Genomic DNA, 15,100 nt, shown 5'->3' on the forward strand with positions numbered 1-15,100 from the left:
CCTTCAACGAGGGGAATGCCCGGAAACAATACGTGCAAACAGAGCGATGCCGGCGCCTAAATAAGCCGGAGACAAGCCGAACCGCGAAGGTTCAGCCTCTGCGAAGCGATACCCATATCTCTCAGGCCGTGGATCTGTCCAATTGGGCTGACAGCTCCTGACCGATCCGCCTCACTTCGCCAGCAGCGGATCGACAGCTAGAAAGACGTTTTCCGCATGCTCCGGTTTGGGGCGCTGGGCCCACTTCCCGGTGAATATGCGCCTCTGCGACTTGCAGGGGACGAAAACAAGCGGCTGATCCTACCAGAGAGGGCGAAATTCGTCAACTGGCGCCGCTTGCATGCAGTGGACTACTACTTGGATCCGCCTATAATGACTCGCTTCGAGCAGTTATGGCCGACGCGCCTAGCTATTACCTAAAATCATAGGAAGATTACGTGGCCGAGAAAGTCGTCATCATTGGAAGCGGACCTGCTGGGTGGACTGCGGCGATCTACGCCGCCCGAGCCGAGCTTCAACCCTTGGTATACGAAGGCGCTCCGCTCCAAGAGCATTACGATGTTGGTCGTGGACCGCTCGGTCAGCTGGCGATGACGACCGAAGTCGAGAATTTCCCTGGCTTTCCGTCCGGCGATATGACCGCCTATCTCGACGGCTCGATCGACAATTCGATCCGCCAATATATGGCCCCCCACATGAAACATGGGGTCAGCGGTCCCGAGTTGATGGAGCTAATGCGTCAGCAGGCCAAGAACTTTGGAACGCGGATCGTTGGGGACGACATCGTCGAAGTCGACTTCGAAAGCCGACCATTCCGCCTGAAATCGCGTGAAGGAGAATGGATTGAAGCTCATTCGGTGATTGTCGCGACCGGCGCTCGGGCCAACTATCTAGGGCTGCCCTCCGAAAACAAGTTCAAAAACCGCGGCGTTAGCGCCTGTGCCGTTTGCGACGGAGCGCTCCCTCGCTTCCGCGGTGAGCCCTGTATTGTTGTCGGCGGCGGCGATTCGGCGGTAGAAGAAGCCGACTATATGGCCAAATTCTCGTCGAAAGTCTATTTGGTTCACCGCCGTGACGAGCTGCGAGCCTCGAAAATTATGGCCGAACGAGCCGAGAAGAACCCGAAAATTGAGATCGTCTGGAATTCAGTCGTCGACGAAGTGATAGGCGATGACGAAAACGGCGTCACCGGAGCCAAGCTGACGAATGTGGTCGAAAACACGTCGAAGGTTTACAACGCGACCGGCTTCTTCCTTGGAATCGGTCACACGCCGAATACCGACTTCCTGGTCGGCAAACTGGATATGACCGACAAAAAATACCTCCAATGGACGGTTCCATTCCGCACCAACACCAGCGTCGAGGGCGTCTTCGCCGCTGGCGACGTCGCGGATGACAACTATCGCCAAGCGGTCACCGCCGCCGGTACCGGTTGTATGGCCGCGCTTGACGCCGAACGGTATCTAGCCGCTCAAGGTCACCACTAAAACGCAAAGTCTCGCAAATATTTTGTAGCGCCTTACACAGAAGGCGCTACAAGCGGGAAACGATGCGCTTTACACTAGACCCTCCTCAAGATCTTCTCCCTCACCACGAGTTCTGCCCCAGCCATGTCTGAATCGAACGCTACCGGCGCGGAAACGCCGCCAAGTAACCACGTTCAAACTGATCGAGAAATTTTGCAAGAGGCCCACGAGAAAGGGACAGCGGCGACGATCTTCGCCTTTGTTCGACTCTCGGGTCCCGGCTGGCTGCAAAGCGCGATAACGCTGGGAGGCGGATCACTCGCTGGAGCCCTGTATCTGGGCTCATTGGGCGGCACTAACATGCTCTGGTTGCAGCTGATGGCGATCATCATGGGCGTCGTGATGCTATCAGCGATCAGCTATGTCACGCTCTCAACCGGGCAAAAACCGTTCGGTCAGATCAACGATCACATTAATCCGGCACTTGGCTGGGGCTGGGTCATCGCGACCAGTCTGGCCAACATGATCTTTATCATGCCGCAGTTTTCGCTTTGCTACGACTCGCTCGATAAAAACTTAATCCCCGGTTTTCTGGACGGCAGCGTTACGTCGAAGGTCGTCGTTTCAGTCATCCTGTTGTTAGCCGGCGGATTCGTCGTGCTGTTGAACACCCGCGGCGGAACCGGAGCCAAGATCTTTGACACGGTGCTAAAACTGCTTGTCGGCATGGTAGTGATTTGCTTTTTTGGCGTAGTAGTGCTGATGGCAGGCGAGGGAGCGCTCAATTGGAGCGAAATCTTCGCCGGCTTCATTCCTGACCTCAGTCAATTGAGTGCGCCTACCGGCGACTTAGCCGAGCTTGTCAAACAGGCGAGCGAGTCGCATCAAGAGTTCTTCCGCAAACGGATCGTAACCGCCCAAAGCGACGTAATGATCGGCGCAGCCGCGACGGCGGTCGGCATCAACATGACCTTTTTGCTCCCTTACTCGATGTTGGCGCGCGGTTGGGATCGCCCGTTTCGCGGCTTGGCCCGGTTCGACTTGTCGACCGGCATGGCCATTCCTTACATCATCGTCACCAGTTGCGTTGTGATCGCATCCGCGGGACGCTTTAACGGCAGCAACTACAACGACCCGAAGGTCGATCCTTACTGGCTGAGCAGTGATCCAGCGGAAGTCGACAAATCGCCGATAATCGGTGGCGCTACTGCGGTAATTACTCCGCTTCTCAAGCAAGAATACGCCGACCAGTTTACTGCGATTACCACCGGCGACACCCAGCTGACCAACATCGAAATCGCCAAACAGCAAAGTGAATTAGCCAAAAAACTGGCGCCAGAATACCTGGTGACGCTGAACGAAGCGGACCGGCTGATCGTCGCGTCCCTGGTGCAACGCAACGCCGATCAACTGTCCGCAGCGCTAGCGCCGCTGTTGGGCAAAAATACAGCCCGGCTGATTTTCGGACTCGGCGTCTTCGGCATGGGCTTCTCGACGATTATCATTTTGATGTTGATCAACGGCTATGCATTTACAGAGATGTTCCAAGCCAAGGCCGGCGGCGCGCCGCACGTCATTGGTTGCCTCATCGCTGGACTGGCCGGCGCATCGTGGTTCTACTTCTGGACCGGCGAAGCGAGGATCTGGCTCGCGATTGTCGCGTCTAGTTTCGCGATTCTGCTGCTGCCGATCGCCTATACGACGTTCTTTCTGATGATGAACAGCAAACGAATCCTGGGAAGCCAAAAGCCAACCGGCGTTTCGATGGTCATTTGGAACGTCCTCATGGTTTTTGCGGTTGTGGGAGCGTTTGGCGCCGCGGGACAATCGCTCTGGGCGAAAGCGACCGATAGCGATCCGGCCAAGGCTCTGGCGACCAATGTCGTGATGGGACTAGTCGTGTTCTACATCGTCTCGGTATTCGTCGGCTTTTTCTTCTGCAAACGAGATGACGCTCCGGCGGACATCGCAGAATAGAAAAATTGAGAAATCAAACGAACTCCAGGGCGGTCCTTGCATTGGGCAAGCGGCCGCCCTTTTTGCTTTCGAGCTACTGCGGCTAGAATAACGGACTTCGCACCGCAGGCACGGAAGGTTCGTCATGCAAAAAATTTCGGTTCGCTCCGCACTCTCGGCCGATCAGGTCGGCAATCAGGTCAAGCTCGAAGGTTGGGTTCGCACACGCCGTGACAGCAAAGCCGGTTTTAGTTTTATCGAACTGAACGACGGCAGCTGCATGGGCAACATCCAGGTCGTCGCTGACGGCAATCTGGCGAACTACGAATCAGAAGTCAAGAAGCTCTCGGCCGGCTGCAGCGTGCGCATCCTGGGCGAGATTGTCGCATCGCAGGGCAAAGGTCAAACGACTGAAATTCAAGCGAGCGAAGTCCACGTCTACGGCTGGGCTGACCCAGAGAGTTATCCGCTGCAAAAGAAGCGGCACTCGATGGAAAAGCTGCGAGAGTGGGCTCATCTACGCCCCCGCACCAATACGTTTGGGGCCGTCTTTCGCGTTCGCAACTGCGTCTCACGTTCGATTCATAACTTCTTTCAAGAGCGTGGGTTTCTCTACGTTCACACGCCGATCATCACCGCGTCGGATTGCGAAGGCGCCGGCGAGATGTTCAAGGTCACAACGCTCGATTTGGATGCGCCCCCCAAGACCGGCGGCAAAGTCGACTACACGCAAGACTTTTTCGAGCGACCTTCGTACCTGACGGTGAGCGGTCAGCTGGAAGGGGAAATTTTTGCGACGGCGCTGGGCAATGTCTATACGTTTGGCCCGACGTTTCGCGCAGAGAACTCCAATACGTCGCGGCACCTGGCCGAGTTTTGGATGGTCGAACCGGAGATGGCGTTCGTCGACTTGGAAGGGAACATGCAGGTCGCCGAAGATTTCATCAAACGGATTATCTCGGACGTGATGCGCGACTGCGGCGACGACCTGCAGTTCTTCAACGATCGCATCGACGACACGGTTCTCGCGACGCTAACGGCGATGGCCGACGGCGAGTTCCTGCGCGTCAGTTATACCGATGCGATCGATATTCTGCTGAAGAGCGGGCAAAAGTTCGACTACAAAGTGGAATGGGGAACCGATCTGCAGTCGGAGCACGAGCGTTTTCTGACCGAGGTCCATTTCAAACGCCCGGTCATTTTGCACGACTATCCGCGTTCCATTAAGCCGTTCTACATGCGTTGCAACGACGATGGCGAAACGGTGCGCGCGATGGATGTGCTAGCCCCCAAAGTGGGAGAAATCATCGGCGGCAGCCAGCGTGAGGAACGGTTAGACGTGCTAGAGCAACGAATGCAGGAGCAGGGGCTGAATCCGGCCGATTATTGGTGGTATGTCGAACTGCGGAAATACGGCACGATTCCCCACTCTGGTTTTGGACTGGGGCTTGAGCGCATCCTACAGTTTATTACCGGCATGGGGAACATTCGAGACGTGATCCCCTTCCCGCGCACACCGGGGAGCGCCGACTTTTAGGGTCTCCACGACTTCACGTTCCGATTATTCGGAGGATTCGCTTGATGACGGCTCGCACGAATATGACGCTGATCGCGATGATGCTGATCAGCGTCTCCGCAAGTATCGCCCGCGGCGAAGACCTGAAGCAGGTGCTGGAGAAATTCAAACAGGGCAAAGCGGTCCTGCTCGATGTGCGCGAAGAAGTCGAGTGGAAAAAAGGACACCTAGCCGGAGCAACCTTGGCGCCGTTCTCCAAGATCGCGTTCGATCCCGAATGCCGCAAAATCATCGCCGCATTGCCGCCAGGCAAAGAGGTTTACACGTATGGCGACACCAACAGACTCGCCTTCTTTGCCGCCAATTATCTGGAACAACGCAATGGGCAACCGGCGACCGCATTGAGAGTCAGATACAGCGCGTTGGTCGCCGCAGGCTTCAAAGAAGCGGATCTGCGACCGAAAGGTTTCTTGCAACAACTCAAAGAGCAAGAAGAAAAAGAGTTGGGGAAGAAATAGTAGAGTCCAGTTGCTTTTCAAGTCATTCTGCGGGCTAAGGTCAAAATCGACCTATCTTCCGATCTGCACGAAGAACGCGACCCAAGGCAAAAGGCCGATGACCACCATCGCGCGCACGATCGCTTTGGGGGGAGCGGAGCGGCGCTGTTGCAAAACAACCGGAATTAACAGTACGCTGATCGTGCCGGTCACCATGGCGACCATCAACAGCAGCATCGAGATCGCTTCGAGTTGCGGCGACGGCTCGCCACTCGCCCAGATAGAGCCCTGCACGCAGATGATCGCGATTTCGGCCAGCAATGTGGTGACTCCGCACAGCATCCAAAAGATGGTCATCGAATCGGCGGCGCGCAACTCGGGGTCGGCGCCAACGCGGTGACTGTGCGTCTTCGGCTTGCGAGCCGTTTTCGACTTTTTGCTCATAGAGAACGCCTTCAGAATGGGGAGAGTGGGGGCGACGCTTCTACCTTCTATCGTACCCATTCAACGCCGTTCAGGGCAAAAGAAAAACCCCGCCAATACGTGACGGGGTTGGTAGATTTTCTTTCGCCCTGATCGGCGCAACGTTGGCGAGGACGACTAGTAGTATGAGTGGACGATCAAGTCGCCGCAGCGGGTGAAGACCATCCGGATATGGAATCCGCAGCACCAGTCATATTCGACGATGGTACGTCCAAAGATGCCGGGATGGCTGCAAACCGTCGGCGCTCTTTTGCAACAAGCGGGAACGCAAACCGGCACTTCAAACGCACAACTCGTGCAAGGTTTTTCTACAACCAGCACCATCTTGACCGGCGGCGCACAGCTGCAGCACTTGCGTGCGAATAGTTTGTGATGATCGCGATACGAGATGCAAGGGGGCGCGCAGCACTCGACCGGCTCTGGAGCACAGCAGGACGGGTCAGCGGAAGCAGCGCTGGCGCCGCTTACCATACCGAGTGAGGCGATCATGGCGAATACCAACGCCGGAATCAAAGTCGTACGAATCATTGAGAATGTCTCCTGCGTAGTTGCTAAACGAGCTTCGCTGTCTGACTTAACCCTAACATGCTTTTCGGCGTGTGAAAAAGGGGCTGTGTCGATTATAGCGACTGCAGAGGATGCGACAAATGTATCGATATATACCCATCCCTAGGAAAAAGTAAACATTCACGATCTTGATTCTTTGCCTGCGGGACGATTTCGACCTACTTTTCAGTTGGCGAAGGTCGCAACCGACTGAACCGCCGCTACTTTCTTTTCAGTGACGGAGGCGCATCGCCGCTTCCACTGCTTTTCATACGCAGGCTCGCGAAGACCGCGAGCAGACGAAACGATCACGCCTGGGTGGGAAGAAGAATCGCCGTGACTGCCAGTCCAGAACAGTTGCTCCAGGTAGGTTACCCTGCCTTGGAAGAGGCGCTCGAACAGCTGAGGGCTCATAACCAGGGCCTGGAGCAATTCGTCGAAGAATTGGTGGCCGAACTTGGACGTTTGTCCGCTGAGTTCGAGCGCCGCTCGCTCGAAGCGTCTCAAGCCGCCGCGCAACAATCGACAGACGCAAATTCGGCCGCACAAAACTCGGCGGAACTTGCCCTGCTGCAACAAACGATCTCGGATCGCGAAAATCGTCTCTCCGCAGCCGAAGCGCAATTGAACGCCGCTCGTGCGGAGATCGATCAATGGAAATCTCAATGCAGCGCCGCCGAGTCGAGCGCCCAACGCCTGGCTGAGATGGAGCAAAGGAACGCCGAGCTAGAGCGACAACTGCATGAATCGATCCAAGCGATGCGCGAGCTCGAAGAAAGCCGCGGTGAAATCTCACATCTGAAACAACAACTTGCGACGGTCAAAATCGAACTGCTCGATGCGCAGCAGCAGTTTGAACGAGTCGACAGTTATGGAGCGGAGAGCGACGAGGAGCCGTTTGGCGAACTCGAAGATGAACTCGCTCGCGTTCGTAACCGCGCGGCCGAACTAACCGCGACGGTCGATCGACAGCAACGTGAAATTGCGGCGGAGCGGGCCGAATGGTCAACCGAATTGAAGTCCATGCGAACGATGTTGGAACGCCAGTCCGGTGCGATCGCGACACGTCCGGTTGCCGCCGACCAGTCACTCTCATCCACTTCGGTTGGAACCAACACCGTGGTGCGTGAATCGGCTCAATCTCGTCCGCTGGGCGCCGACAATGTCGTCGATTCAGTAATGGCGCAATTCGCCAAATTACAACGTGACATCAGTCGTCGCCGAACCAACGGCCAAACGCGATAGTCGCAATCGCTGCTCAGGGGCAATGTCAAACTTGTTGCAGGACTGATTCCAATGCTTTTCATCAAACAACACTGGACGACACTCGCGATCGGCGTCGCCGTCGGCGCGTTGGGGATCGCCTGGCTTGCAGGACTTTGGCAAATTGTCGTCGGCGTAGCCGCACTCGCTGCGGTCGCCGCATTCGTATTTCGCATCGTACGCCATCGCCGACTTGCGGTAGCTGCATCGACAAGCGTAGCGCGCCCTCAAAGACCGAAATCACGCCCTGAGCCAGAGCCCTCCGATACGGAAGCTCTGGCTCGCTTGATGTTAGAGCAAGCACGATACGCTTTGCTGTTGCGACCCCAAATCGCGGCCAACCTGCCGCCGCATCTGTTAGACCAAGCCCGCGAAGCGTTTGACGACCAGATGACCATCGTCCCAGAAGGGGACGTCCTAGTCGGTCGTTGCAAAGGAAATGACGACCAGGAGCAAGCCTATGGCGGCAACCTGATTCGGGTCGAAGCGGTCTATCTTGATCGCTTTCAAGTGACAAATGAAGAATACCAAGAATTTGTCAACGCCGGCGGATACGAACAGATGCCGCTGTGGGACCCCGAAATCTGGCCGGCAGTGCTCGACTTTGTCGATCAGTCAGGCCTGCCGGGTCCCCGTTATTGGCGCAACAGCAAGCATGTCGAAGGGGAAGAACGATTGCCGGTAGTCGGTCTTTGTTGGTACGAAGCGGCCGCCTATGCGCGCTGGGTCGGCAAACGACTTCCGTCTGATCCCGAATGGATGAAGGCCGGAGCATGGCCGGTCCCGTTGCCTGGCGCCGAACCAATCCAGCGCCGCTTTCCTTGGGGAGAGTCGATGGACCAAGGCCGAGCGAACCTTTGGGGCTGCGGTCCCGAGCATGTCGTCTCCGTCGATCAATACGGAAGCGGAGCAAGCGTAGGCGGGTGCCACCAACTGATCGGCAATGTTTGGGAATGGACCTCCAGTCGCTTCGGCGCCTGGCGATCTCCCGGAGATCAATTGGTGATGGATAGTGCGATGCGCAGCTTACGCGGCGGCGCCTATGACACCTATTTTGATCATCAAGCTTCGTGCGATTATCAAAGCGGCGACAAGGCGGTCGCTCGCAAGCACAACATCGGGTTCCGCTGTGCGGTCAGCTTTTGCGATATTTTGCTCGAAGACGACTCGTTTGATTCGGCAGGATCAGAAGACGAACTAGAAGCCGCCGGCGCGGCTGGGATGGAGAACTAATTATGGTACGCAAAGCGCTCGTAGCCATGGAATCGTATCGCTTGGCGCAATACGCAGTTCCGATTTCCTGTTACATCTGCGGCGGCGACAACAACTACGATGTTGAGTTATGTCGTCACTGTTCGGCGCCGATGGCCTTGTCGCATCAAGCCAATTCGCAAGGGATCGAGCCTGGAATGATCGCCGTGCTGGGAACCGCCGCAGCTGGCAAAACCGTCTACTTGGGGATGCTGCTGGATATGCTGACGCGCCGAAACAATCGCGTGCAAGTATTGGCTCGCGGCGCGTTTTCGATCACCCTGCAACAACGCACGATGGCGGCGCTGGCCGCTTCCGCATTTCCTGAAAAAACGCCTAACGAACCAGATCGCTGGAACTGGGTTCATTGCCAAGCGAAGCTCCCCAGCCAAAAACGGCCGATCGAATTGATCATGCCCGATATGGCCGGCGAGGCGATCCTGGAAGAAGTCGATCACCCCCATTCGTATCCGGCGATTCACTCCTTCTTGAAAAAATGTGCCGGCGTTTTATTGTTAATCGACACCGAACGGATCGAAGACGGCTCGCAAGAACAAAACTATTTCATGATGAAGCTGATTACCTATCTCAGCGAACAATCGCAAAAGAAACGTCGTGGCAAGTGCGTACGCCCTATGGCGATCGTATTTTCCAAAGCGGATCAGTGCGATCCCTGCTTCGCCAATCCGGATCGATACGCGCGTGATCGTACGCCGAACCTCTGGCAGCAGATCGGCGAACGTTTTGAGACGGTTGGCTTCTTCGCTTCCAGCGTGACCGGCGCGTGTACGCAGAAGATGGATCATGGCTTGAGGGTAAACGTACCGCTGCGAATCGAACCGCGCGGCATTGTCGAGCCATTCGAGTGGCTCATTCGCAAAGTTTAAATCGGTTTGATCATCGCTTGCCTCCAACTTCCCCTCGCAGGTTCTCATCCTTTATGGGCGTCACGATCCAACAAGCAATTTTCACTTCGGCGCAAACCTCGCGTCTTGACGGCTATCAACTGGTCGCCGCTAGTCGCGGAGTTTCCGTAGAAGACTCGCGCGAACTAGCGACTTGGTGCCCGGCGCACGATGCGATGCTACGTGATGATTTCGCCGCTTACAGCGTCAATTTTCATCCGATTGGCGCCGGTCGATATTGCGTCTCGCGCACCATCAATGGACAGACCGAATATAGCGGCCGCGGCGGTCGCCAGGTGTACACCCACTGTCTGTTGATTGACGCGCCGCAGTTTGCGCTATTCGCCAACAATCCGTTTCATCTGCTGACCGCCGCAACGGTCGACGCGAATATTTGTTGGCAAAGCTCGCTTCCGTCCGAACTTTCCGAAATCAAGCTGCTTCCCGCCAGCAAAGGGATCGATCTGGCGTTGTTCAAACAATCGCAAAAAGACAGAACTCCCTACTTGCTGACCGCCTGGTTTCAGGAAGCGCTCGATAAGCCTCGCTTGGCTCTGACCGGATACGGGGGGGATGAGAGTCTCTTCGCTCAGTTCTTCAATCTGACGCCGATTAGTCTCCGTCCACAATTCTCCTTCTCGACCGGGCTCCGCTATTCACAGCGGCGACCATTCCGGTTTCTCGGATTGGAAAGCAATCATGAAGAGCAACGGCGAGCCGTTCGCGGAGAAGGGATGACGCTGCTTGATCTGGCGAATCCGCCGATGAACGGGGACCGCTTGCGAAACGCGTGGGCGACATGGATCTTGGTCGCGTTGCGCACCAATTTACCAGCGTCTGCGGTTAAGCTACTTAGTCAGGCAGATCCCCGTCTCGACATGTCGCAGCTCGATGTCTTGGGCCAACAATTGCGACTCAAATTGCTCTCCATGGAAGAGGACGAAACGCAGATTGCCGCCGATATGGAACGTGAAGACGTAGTCGCCTCCGCGATCACCGCCGTCGACGCACCCAACACGTCAGAAGGACAACGCAAGATTGTCCGCAGCCACGCGCCGCATCCGGCTCACTCACGCGCCGCTAGTTCGGCTCGCTTGGTGCAAATTGCTGGACCATTACCCTCGACGCAAATCGCAGGAATCTCGATTCATGAGCAGCAGCGATTGGCGCAGCTGGATGAGTTGGTCGCTGGAGCTCTGACCGGCAGCATCGAATCCCTCGCCCAATTGCAGAACGTCTGGCCCGAGATTGCGTGTGAACTTCCACCGTCCCTGCGCAGTGACGTGCAAGAGCGGTACCTTGCCTACGCCGTTGTCGCTTGGAAGCGGCTCAACGACCGACGCATCAGCCGCAATCCGCAAACTGCAGCAAGTTTGCTCGACGTCCTCTCGCTGATATTCACATCCGCGGCCTAGAGAACCTTACTTGCGCCCCGCCGGTTTCGCAGGCGTTGCCGGCGGTGGATTGTTCGTCGGCATTTTTGGTTGCGGGGGCTTTTGCAACTTCGGCGGCAAGATCGCGTCAACTTGGATCGCTTTGCGGCCTTTGAACGCGCCTGGAAAGGCCAGAAACTTGGTCACGCCGTTCACGCTTACTTGCAGCGGTTCGCGTGAATCCTTCGGCGTTGTAATCACATCCCCCACGCGCAGTTCCAGCAGGTCTTCGGTCGTAATCTTCGTCTCGGCCAGCGTCACGCCAACTTCGACCGAAGCGCCGTCGATCTGCGTACTGAGCGCCTGTCGCGACTCTTCGCTCACTTCCGAAGTGCCGTAGGCGAACCAGGTATTCGCGGTCAATTTGCCGCCGATTCGTTCGATCGAATTGAACGGGATACACAAGTTCATCATCCCGCGTACGTCGCCGATCGTCAGTTCAAAACTGATCAGCACGACCACTTCATTCGGTGGGACGATCTGCACCAACTGCGGGTTACTCTCGACGCGGACGACGTTCAATTGCAGGTCGAGGACGTTCTCCCAGGCAATTCGCAGCTCACGCAAAAATAAATTGGTGATCCGCGCAACCAGCGTTAGTTCGATCTCGGTCAGTGGGCGGCGTGAAACTGGGCTGCTCTCTTTGCCGCCCCCCAGTAAACGATCGATGATCGGATACAGGATCGACGGATTGATGTCGAGAATCAGGTTCCCTTCCAGCGGACTGGCGGTCAACAAATTGAAACAACTGGGATTCTCAAGACTGAAGATGAACTCGCTATAGGTCAGCTGATCGACGCTGGTCAGTTTCACTTCGACGATGTTGCGCAGCAGCCCCGAAAGAGCGGCGCCAAAGTTTCGACCGAAGCCTTCGTGCATCGATTGCAGCGCCCGCATCTGCTCTTTGCCGACGCGTTCTGGACGCTTGAAGTCGTAAGGAGTGATCTTCTCGCGCGGGCGCGCAGGCTTCGTAATGTCGTCGCTGGCGGACGTGGTCGCGGCGACGTTCTGGACGCTGGCTTGCTGTGGACTGGCGGCCTCGGGCTTTTTGGGCCCGCTCGCTTCCATCGCGTTCAGCAGGCTTTCGACCTCCGCCTGGCTCAGCACATTGTCGTTGCCCATGAATCCCTCCCTGAATTCAATCGGTTCGTCGCGGACGAGCCGTTACGAGCGTATCTGACCGTCGCCGTAAACGACGTATTTGTAACAAGTGAGCGCCTCGAGACCGCACGGCCCCCGCGCATGGAACTTGTCCGTACTAATTCCAATCTCGGCGCCCAGGCCAAATTCGCCGCCATCGTTGAATCGCGTGCTCGCGTTCACCATCACCGCCGAACTGTCAATCCGCGAAGCGAATTCACGAGCCGCCGCCAGATTGCGCGTCACGATCGATTCGGTATGTTTTGAGCTATACAGATTGATATGGCGAATCGCCGCGTCGAGCGACTCCACCACTTTCACACTGATGATCGGGCCCAGGTACTCGGCGGCGAAGTCCTCATCGGTCGCCGTCTTCGCTTTCAAGATCAACGATTGCGTGGTCGCGTCCCCCCGAATCTCGACTCCCCGTTCAATCAGCGCGGCGCCGATCGCCGGCAAAAATTGATCGGCCACATCTTGATGCACGACCAACGACTCGGCGGCGTTGCAGACGCCGTAACGATGGCACTTGCTGTTGACCGTGATCGACATCGCCATGTCGAGATCGGCGTCGCGATCGACGTAAACATGACAGTTGCCGTTGAAGTGCTTGATAACCGGCATCGTCGCTTCGTCGGCGACGCGGCGAATCAGCCCTTCGCCGCCGCGCGGAATCGCGACGTCGATATATTGATTCAGTTTTAAAAAGTGCCCGACCGCGGCTCGATCGGTCGTGTTGACCAACTGCACCGCCGACGAGGGAATATCAAAATCGAGCGCCGTCTCTTGCATCACTTCGACAATCGCCCGCGACGAATGAGCCGCTTCTTTGCCGCCACGCAAGATCACGGCGTTGCCGCTCTTCACGCAGATCGCGGCGGCATCGGCGGTCACGTTGGGGCGCGACTCGTAGATGAAGAAGACCACGCCCAGCGGGACGCGTACTTTTTGAATGTCGAGGCCGTTCGGACGAACCGTCGAGTCGATCACCGAGCCGATCGGATCGGCCAGCATCGCGATCTCTTCCAGACCGGTCGCGATCCCCTCGATCCGCTTGCTGTCAAGTTTCAACCGGTCGATCTCGGCCGCGGTCAGACCATATTCGGGCGCCGCCGCCAGGTCGATCGCATTGGCCGCGATGATCGCTTTTTCGGCCGCACGCAGTTGCTTCGCTGATTCTCGCAGCCAGCCGTTCTTCTGTGCGCCGGAGACCAAAGCCAAAGCGGCCGAAGCCTCTTTCGCCCGGAGCGCGGTTTCCAGACAGTACTGGGCCAGATCTTGGTTCTCGAGAATCGACATGAAACCTTGAATTGGTAATGGGTTAGCGAGCTGAGGGCGCACAGGCGTCCAACTCGGTAGTATCGAGGGATTCGCCGTTTAAGTCAATGGAAACGCAGCGGCGAACAAGGTTCACGATTTTAATGCAACCTGCTTCACAGAAAGCACTTACGATCGACCTCCACGCTTTGCGGGATTCGCTCTAGAGACGAGACAACAGATATTTGTGGATATTGCCGTTCATCCTCCATCCAATCAGCACGCAGCCCAGGCCAAATGCCGCGCCGGCTGAAAGCTTCCAGATCAGCGGCAGCCCCTGTTGAAGCGGCAGGATGTAGAGGATCGGTCCCCAGAGGATCACCAGAGGAAAGACATATCCCAATACGGCAGTAGTCGTTCGGTGTCGATCAGCATTTCGCAGCGCAAAAGCAATGCTGCCGTGACACAGTCCACTCATCCCGCCTAACAATCCGCCAAAGAGTGCAAGTTGCAGCAATTGAGCTCCCAGCATGGTTCGTCCCCCCGCTGAATAGACAAACTCACCGAATGCCCCCACCGAGAGATAGAACAGACAGACCAGCGAGAAGCCGACGATCCCAATGACGCCAGCGCCATTCAGAGCGCCGGAGATTAGCGGCAGCGCCAACCAACGCCCGATCCGATCCCCATCGATCAACGGCGCGTCAGCCGGATCTTCATCCTCGATCGGCGGGCTGGCGAACGGGTTGCTGTCAGGTTCGGTCACGATGACGACGACTCTTGCAAAAGGCGGGGATCCGTACTATCTCGACTTCGAAACAGCGTGCCCGTGATGAGTGAGAAGACGTAAATCCCAACTCCGCCCGAACTGAGCAGAATGGCGAACGCTGAAACCATACCCGGTCCCGGATCGATCGTTCCCCCTGCGAGTACAGTAGAACTCACCAGTATCAGTACTGGGAGCGTCGACAGGATCAGGCAGAGCAAAAACAGTATCCACTCACGATAGCGGAACTTCTGCAAGCCATAGGCGATTAGCCCCAAAAAAAGAGCACTCACACCGGAAATCGCACAACCGAGGAGAACCATGAGCAAGAATGCCAGGACGAGGGATTTCAGGTTCGACCAATCGGTGAGCAGAAACCAAAATACGGTCCATCCATTAAGGATCGCCGTGATGCCCAAGCTCATCAAAAACAGTAAGCACCCGGCTACGACGCCGCCGATTATCCCGCGACGAGCGGACCACCAAAGCCAGATTCGCAGCGGATGCGGTGCGCCGCTTACCGGCGATTGGACTTCGGCGTGAGACCGATCCTCGCGTGGACTGGCATACGGATTTTCGTCGACTGTCTTCACATCATCCATTCTACCCGCCAAGTGTGAA

The 15,100-nt window shown here is 56.6% G+C and carries 14 protein-coding genes; 8 read left to right on the forward strand and 6 right to left on the reverse strand.

Features of this window, described 5'->3' with window-relative positions; translation table 11 throughout:
- Positions 1-437: 437 nt before the first annotated feature.
- From M4951_RS20060 to M4951_RS20075, 4 genes are all read left to right on the forward strand, one after another.
- A complete protein-coding gene (locus M4951_RS20060) occupies positions 438-1,487 on the forward strand; it encodes an NAD(P)/FAD-dependent oxidoreductase (protein ID WP_262023408.1) in 1,050 nt (349 codons plus the stop codon).
- A gap of 123 nt (positions 1,488-1,610) precedes the next feature.
- A complete protein-coding gene (locus M4951_RS20065) occupies positions 1,611-3,443 on the forward strand; it encodes a divalent metal cation transporter (protein WP_262023409.1) in 1,833 nt (610 codons plus the stop codon).
- A gap of 124 nt (positions 3,444-3,567) precedes the next feature.
- Entirely contained in the window at positions 3,568-4,959 is a 1,392-nt protein-coding gene (gene asnS / locus M4951_RS20070; protein WP_262023410.1) for an asparagine--tRNA ligase, read from the forward strand.
- Positions 4,960-5,003: 44 nt separating this feature from the next.
- Positions 5,004-5,456, forward strand: a complete 453-nt coding sequence (locus M4951_RS20075) for a rhodanese-like domain-containing protein (RefSeq protein WP_262023411.1) — start codon at positions 5,004-5,006, stop codon at positions 5,454-5,456.
- A 51-nt stretch (positions 5,457-5,507) separates the two neighbouring features.
- Here the strand turns inward: M4951_RS20075 and M4951_RS20080 are convergent, their stop codons facing one another.
- Both M4951_RS20080 and M4951_RS20085 read right to left on the reverse strand, forming a co-directional pair.
- Positions 5,508-5,879, reverse strand: coding sequence for a hypothetical protein (locus M4951_RS20080; RefSeq protein WP_262023412.1), 372 nt, complete (start codon positions 5,877-5,879; stop codon positions 5,508-5,510).
- A gap of 156 nt (positions 5,880-6,035) precedes the next feature.
- Positions 6,036-6,446, reverse strand: coding sequence for a hypothetical protein (locus M4951_RS20085; RefSeq protein ID WP_262023413.1), 411 nt, complete (start codon positions 6,444-6,446; stop codon positions 6,036-6,038).
- Positions 6,447-6,800: 354 nt separating this feature from the next.
- Here M4951_RS20085 and M4951_RS20090 point away from each other — a divergent pair, with 354 nt between their 5' ends.
- Genes M4951_RS20090 through M4951_RS20105 form a run of 4 tightly spaced genes read left to right on the forward strand, consistent with a single transcriptional unit; the run spans position 6,801 to position 11,298 of the window.
- The gene (locus M4951_RS20090; protein WP_262023414.1) at positions 6,801-7,709 is read left to right on the forward strand and encodes a hypothetical protein; all 909 of its coding nucleotides are present in this window, start codon (positions 6,801-6,803) and stop codon (positions 7,707-7,709) included.
- Positions 7,710-7,760: 51 nt separating this feature from the next.
- Positions 7,761-8,960, forward strand: coding sequence for a formylglycine-generating enzyme family protein (locus tag M4951_RS20095; protein WP_262023415.1), 1,200 nt, complete (start codon positions 7,761-7,763; stop codon positions 8,958-8,960).
- 2 nt (positions 8,961-8,962) lie between these two features.
- Complete coding sequence (locus tag M4951_RS20100; protein ID WP_262023416.1) at positions 8,963-9,865, forward strand: TRAFAC clade GTPase domain-containing protein; 903 nt, start codon at positions 8,963-8,965, stop codon at positions 9,863-9,865.
- A 53-nt stretch (positions 9,866-9,918) separates the two neighbouring features.
- Positions 9,919-11,298 carry a hypothetical protein gene (locus M4951_RS20105; protein ID WP_262023417.1) on the forward strand — a complete coding sequence of 460 codons (1,380 nt, stop codon included), beginning with the start codon at positions 9,919-9,921 and terminating at the stop codon, positions 11,296-11,298.
- A 6-nt stretch (positions 11,299-11,304) separates the two neighbouring features.
- Here M4951_RS20105 and fliM read toward each other — a convergent pair whose 3' ends face one another.
- From fliM to M4951_RS20125, 4 genes are all read right to left on the reverse strand, one after another.
- Positions 11,305-12,438: a flagellar motor switch protein FliM gene (gene fliM / locus M4951_RS20110; protein ID WP_262023418.1), complete on the reverse strand. Its 1,134-nt coding sequence runs from the start codon at positions 12,436-12,438 to the stop codon at positions 11,305-11,307.
- 42 nt (positions 12,439-12,480) lie between these two features.
- Positions 12,481-13,755 carry a glutamate-5-semialdehyde dehydrogenase gene (locus M4951_RS20115; protein WP_262023419.1) on the reverse strand — a complete coding sequence of 425 codons (1,275 nt, stop codon included), beginning with the start codon at positions 13,753-13,755 and terminating at the stop codon, positions 12,481-12,483.
- 181 nt (positions 13,756-13,936) lie between these two features.
- Positions 13,937-14,479: a hypothetical protein gene (locus tag M4951_RS20120; protein ID WP_262023420.1), complete on the reverse strand. Its 543-nt coding sequence runs from the start codon at positions 14,477-14,479 to the stop codon at positions 13,937-13,939.
- Positions 14,476-15,081, reverse strand: coding sequence for a hypothetical protein (locus M4951_RS20125; protein WP_262023421.1), 606 nt, complete (start codon positions 15,079-15,081; stop codon positions 14,476-14,478). Before M4951_RS20125 ends, M4951_RS20120 begins: the two co-directional genes overlap by 4 nt.
- Positions 15,082-15,100: the final 19 nt, after the last annotated feature.

Source organism: Blastopirellula sp. J2-11, from assembly GCF_024584705.1.
GTDB lineage: Bacteria > Planctomycetota > Planctomycetia > Pirellulales > Pirellulaceae > Blastopirellula.

What these genes read in the sequence shown, in the direction of transcription:
- M4951_RS20115 (WP_262023419.1), bottom strand. Translation starts at nt 13,755, where the DNA reads ATGTCGATTCTCGAGAACCAAGATCTGGCCCAGTACTGTCTGGAAACC.
- fliM (WP_262023418.1), bottom strand. Translation starts at nt 12,438, where the DNA reads ATGGGCAACGACAATGTGCTGAGCCAGGCGGAGGTCGAAAGCCTGCTG.
- M4951_RS20105 (WP_262023417.1), top strand. Translation starts at nt 9,919, where the DNA reads ATGGGCGTCACGATCCAACAAGCAATTTTCACTTCGGCGCAAACCTCG.
- M4951_RS20125 (WP_262023421.1), bottom strand. Translation starts at nt 15,081, where the DNA reads ATGGATGATGTGAAGACAGTCGACGAAAATCCGTATGCCAGTCCACGC.
- M4951_RS20080 (WP_262023412.1), bottom strand. Translation starts at nt 5,879, where the DNA reads ATGAGCAAAAAGTCGAAAACGGCTCGCAAGCCGAAGACGCACAGTCAC.
- M4951_RS20085 (WP_262023413.1), bottom strand. Translation starts at nt 6,446, where the DNA reads ATGATTCGTACGACTTTGATTCCGGCGTTGGTATTCGCCATGATCGCC.
- asnS (WP_262023410.1), top strand. Translation starts at nt 3,568, where the DNA reads ATGCAAAAAATTTCGGTTCGCTCCGCACTCTCGGCCGATCAGGTCGGC.
- M4951_RS20065 (WP_262023409.1), top strand. Translation starts at nt 1,611, where the DNA reads ATGTCTGAATCGAACGCTACCGGCGCGGAAACGCCGCCAAGTAACCAC.
- M4951_RS20095 (WP_262023415.1), top strand. Translation starts at nt 7,761, where the DNA reads ATGCTTTTCATCAAACAACACTGGACGACACTCGCGATCGGCGTCGCC.
- M4951_RS20100 (WP_262023416.1), top strand. Translation starts at nt 8,963, where the DNA reads ATGGTACGCAAAGCGCTCGTAGCCATGGAATCGTATCGCTTGGCGCAA.
- M4951_RS20075 (WP_262023411.1), top strand. Translation starts at nt 5,004, where the DNA reads ATGACGGCTCGCACGAATATGACGCTGATCGCGATGATGCTGATCAGC.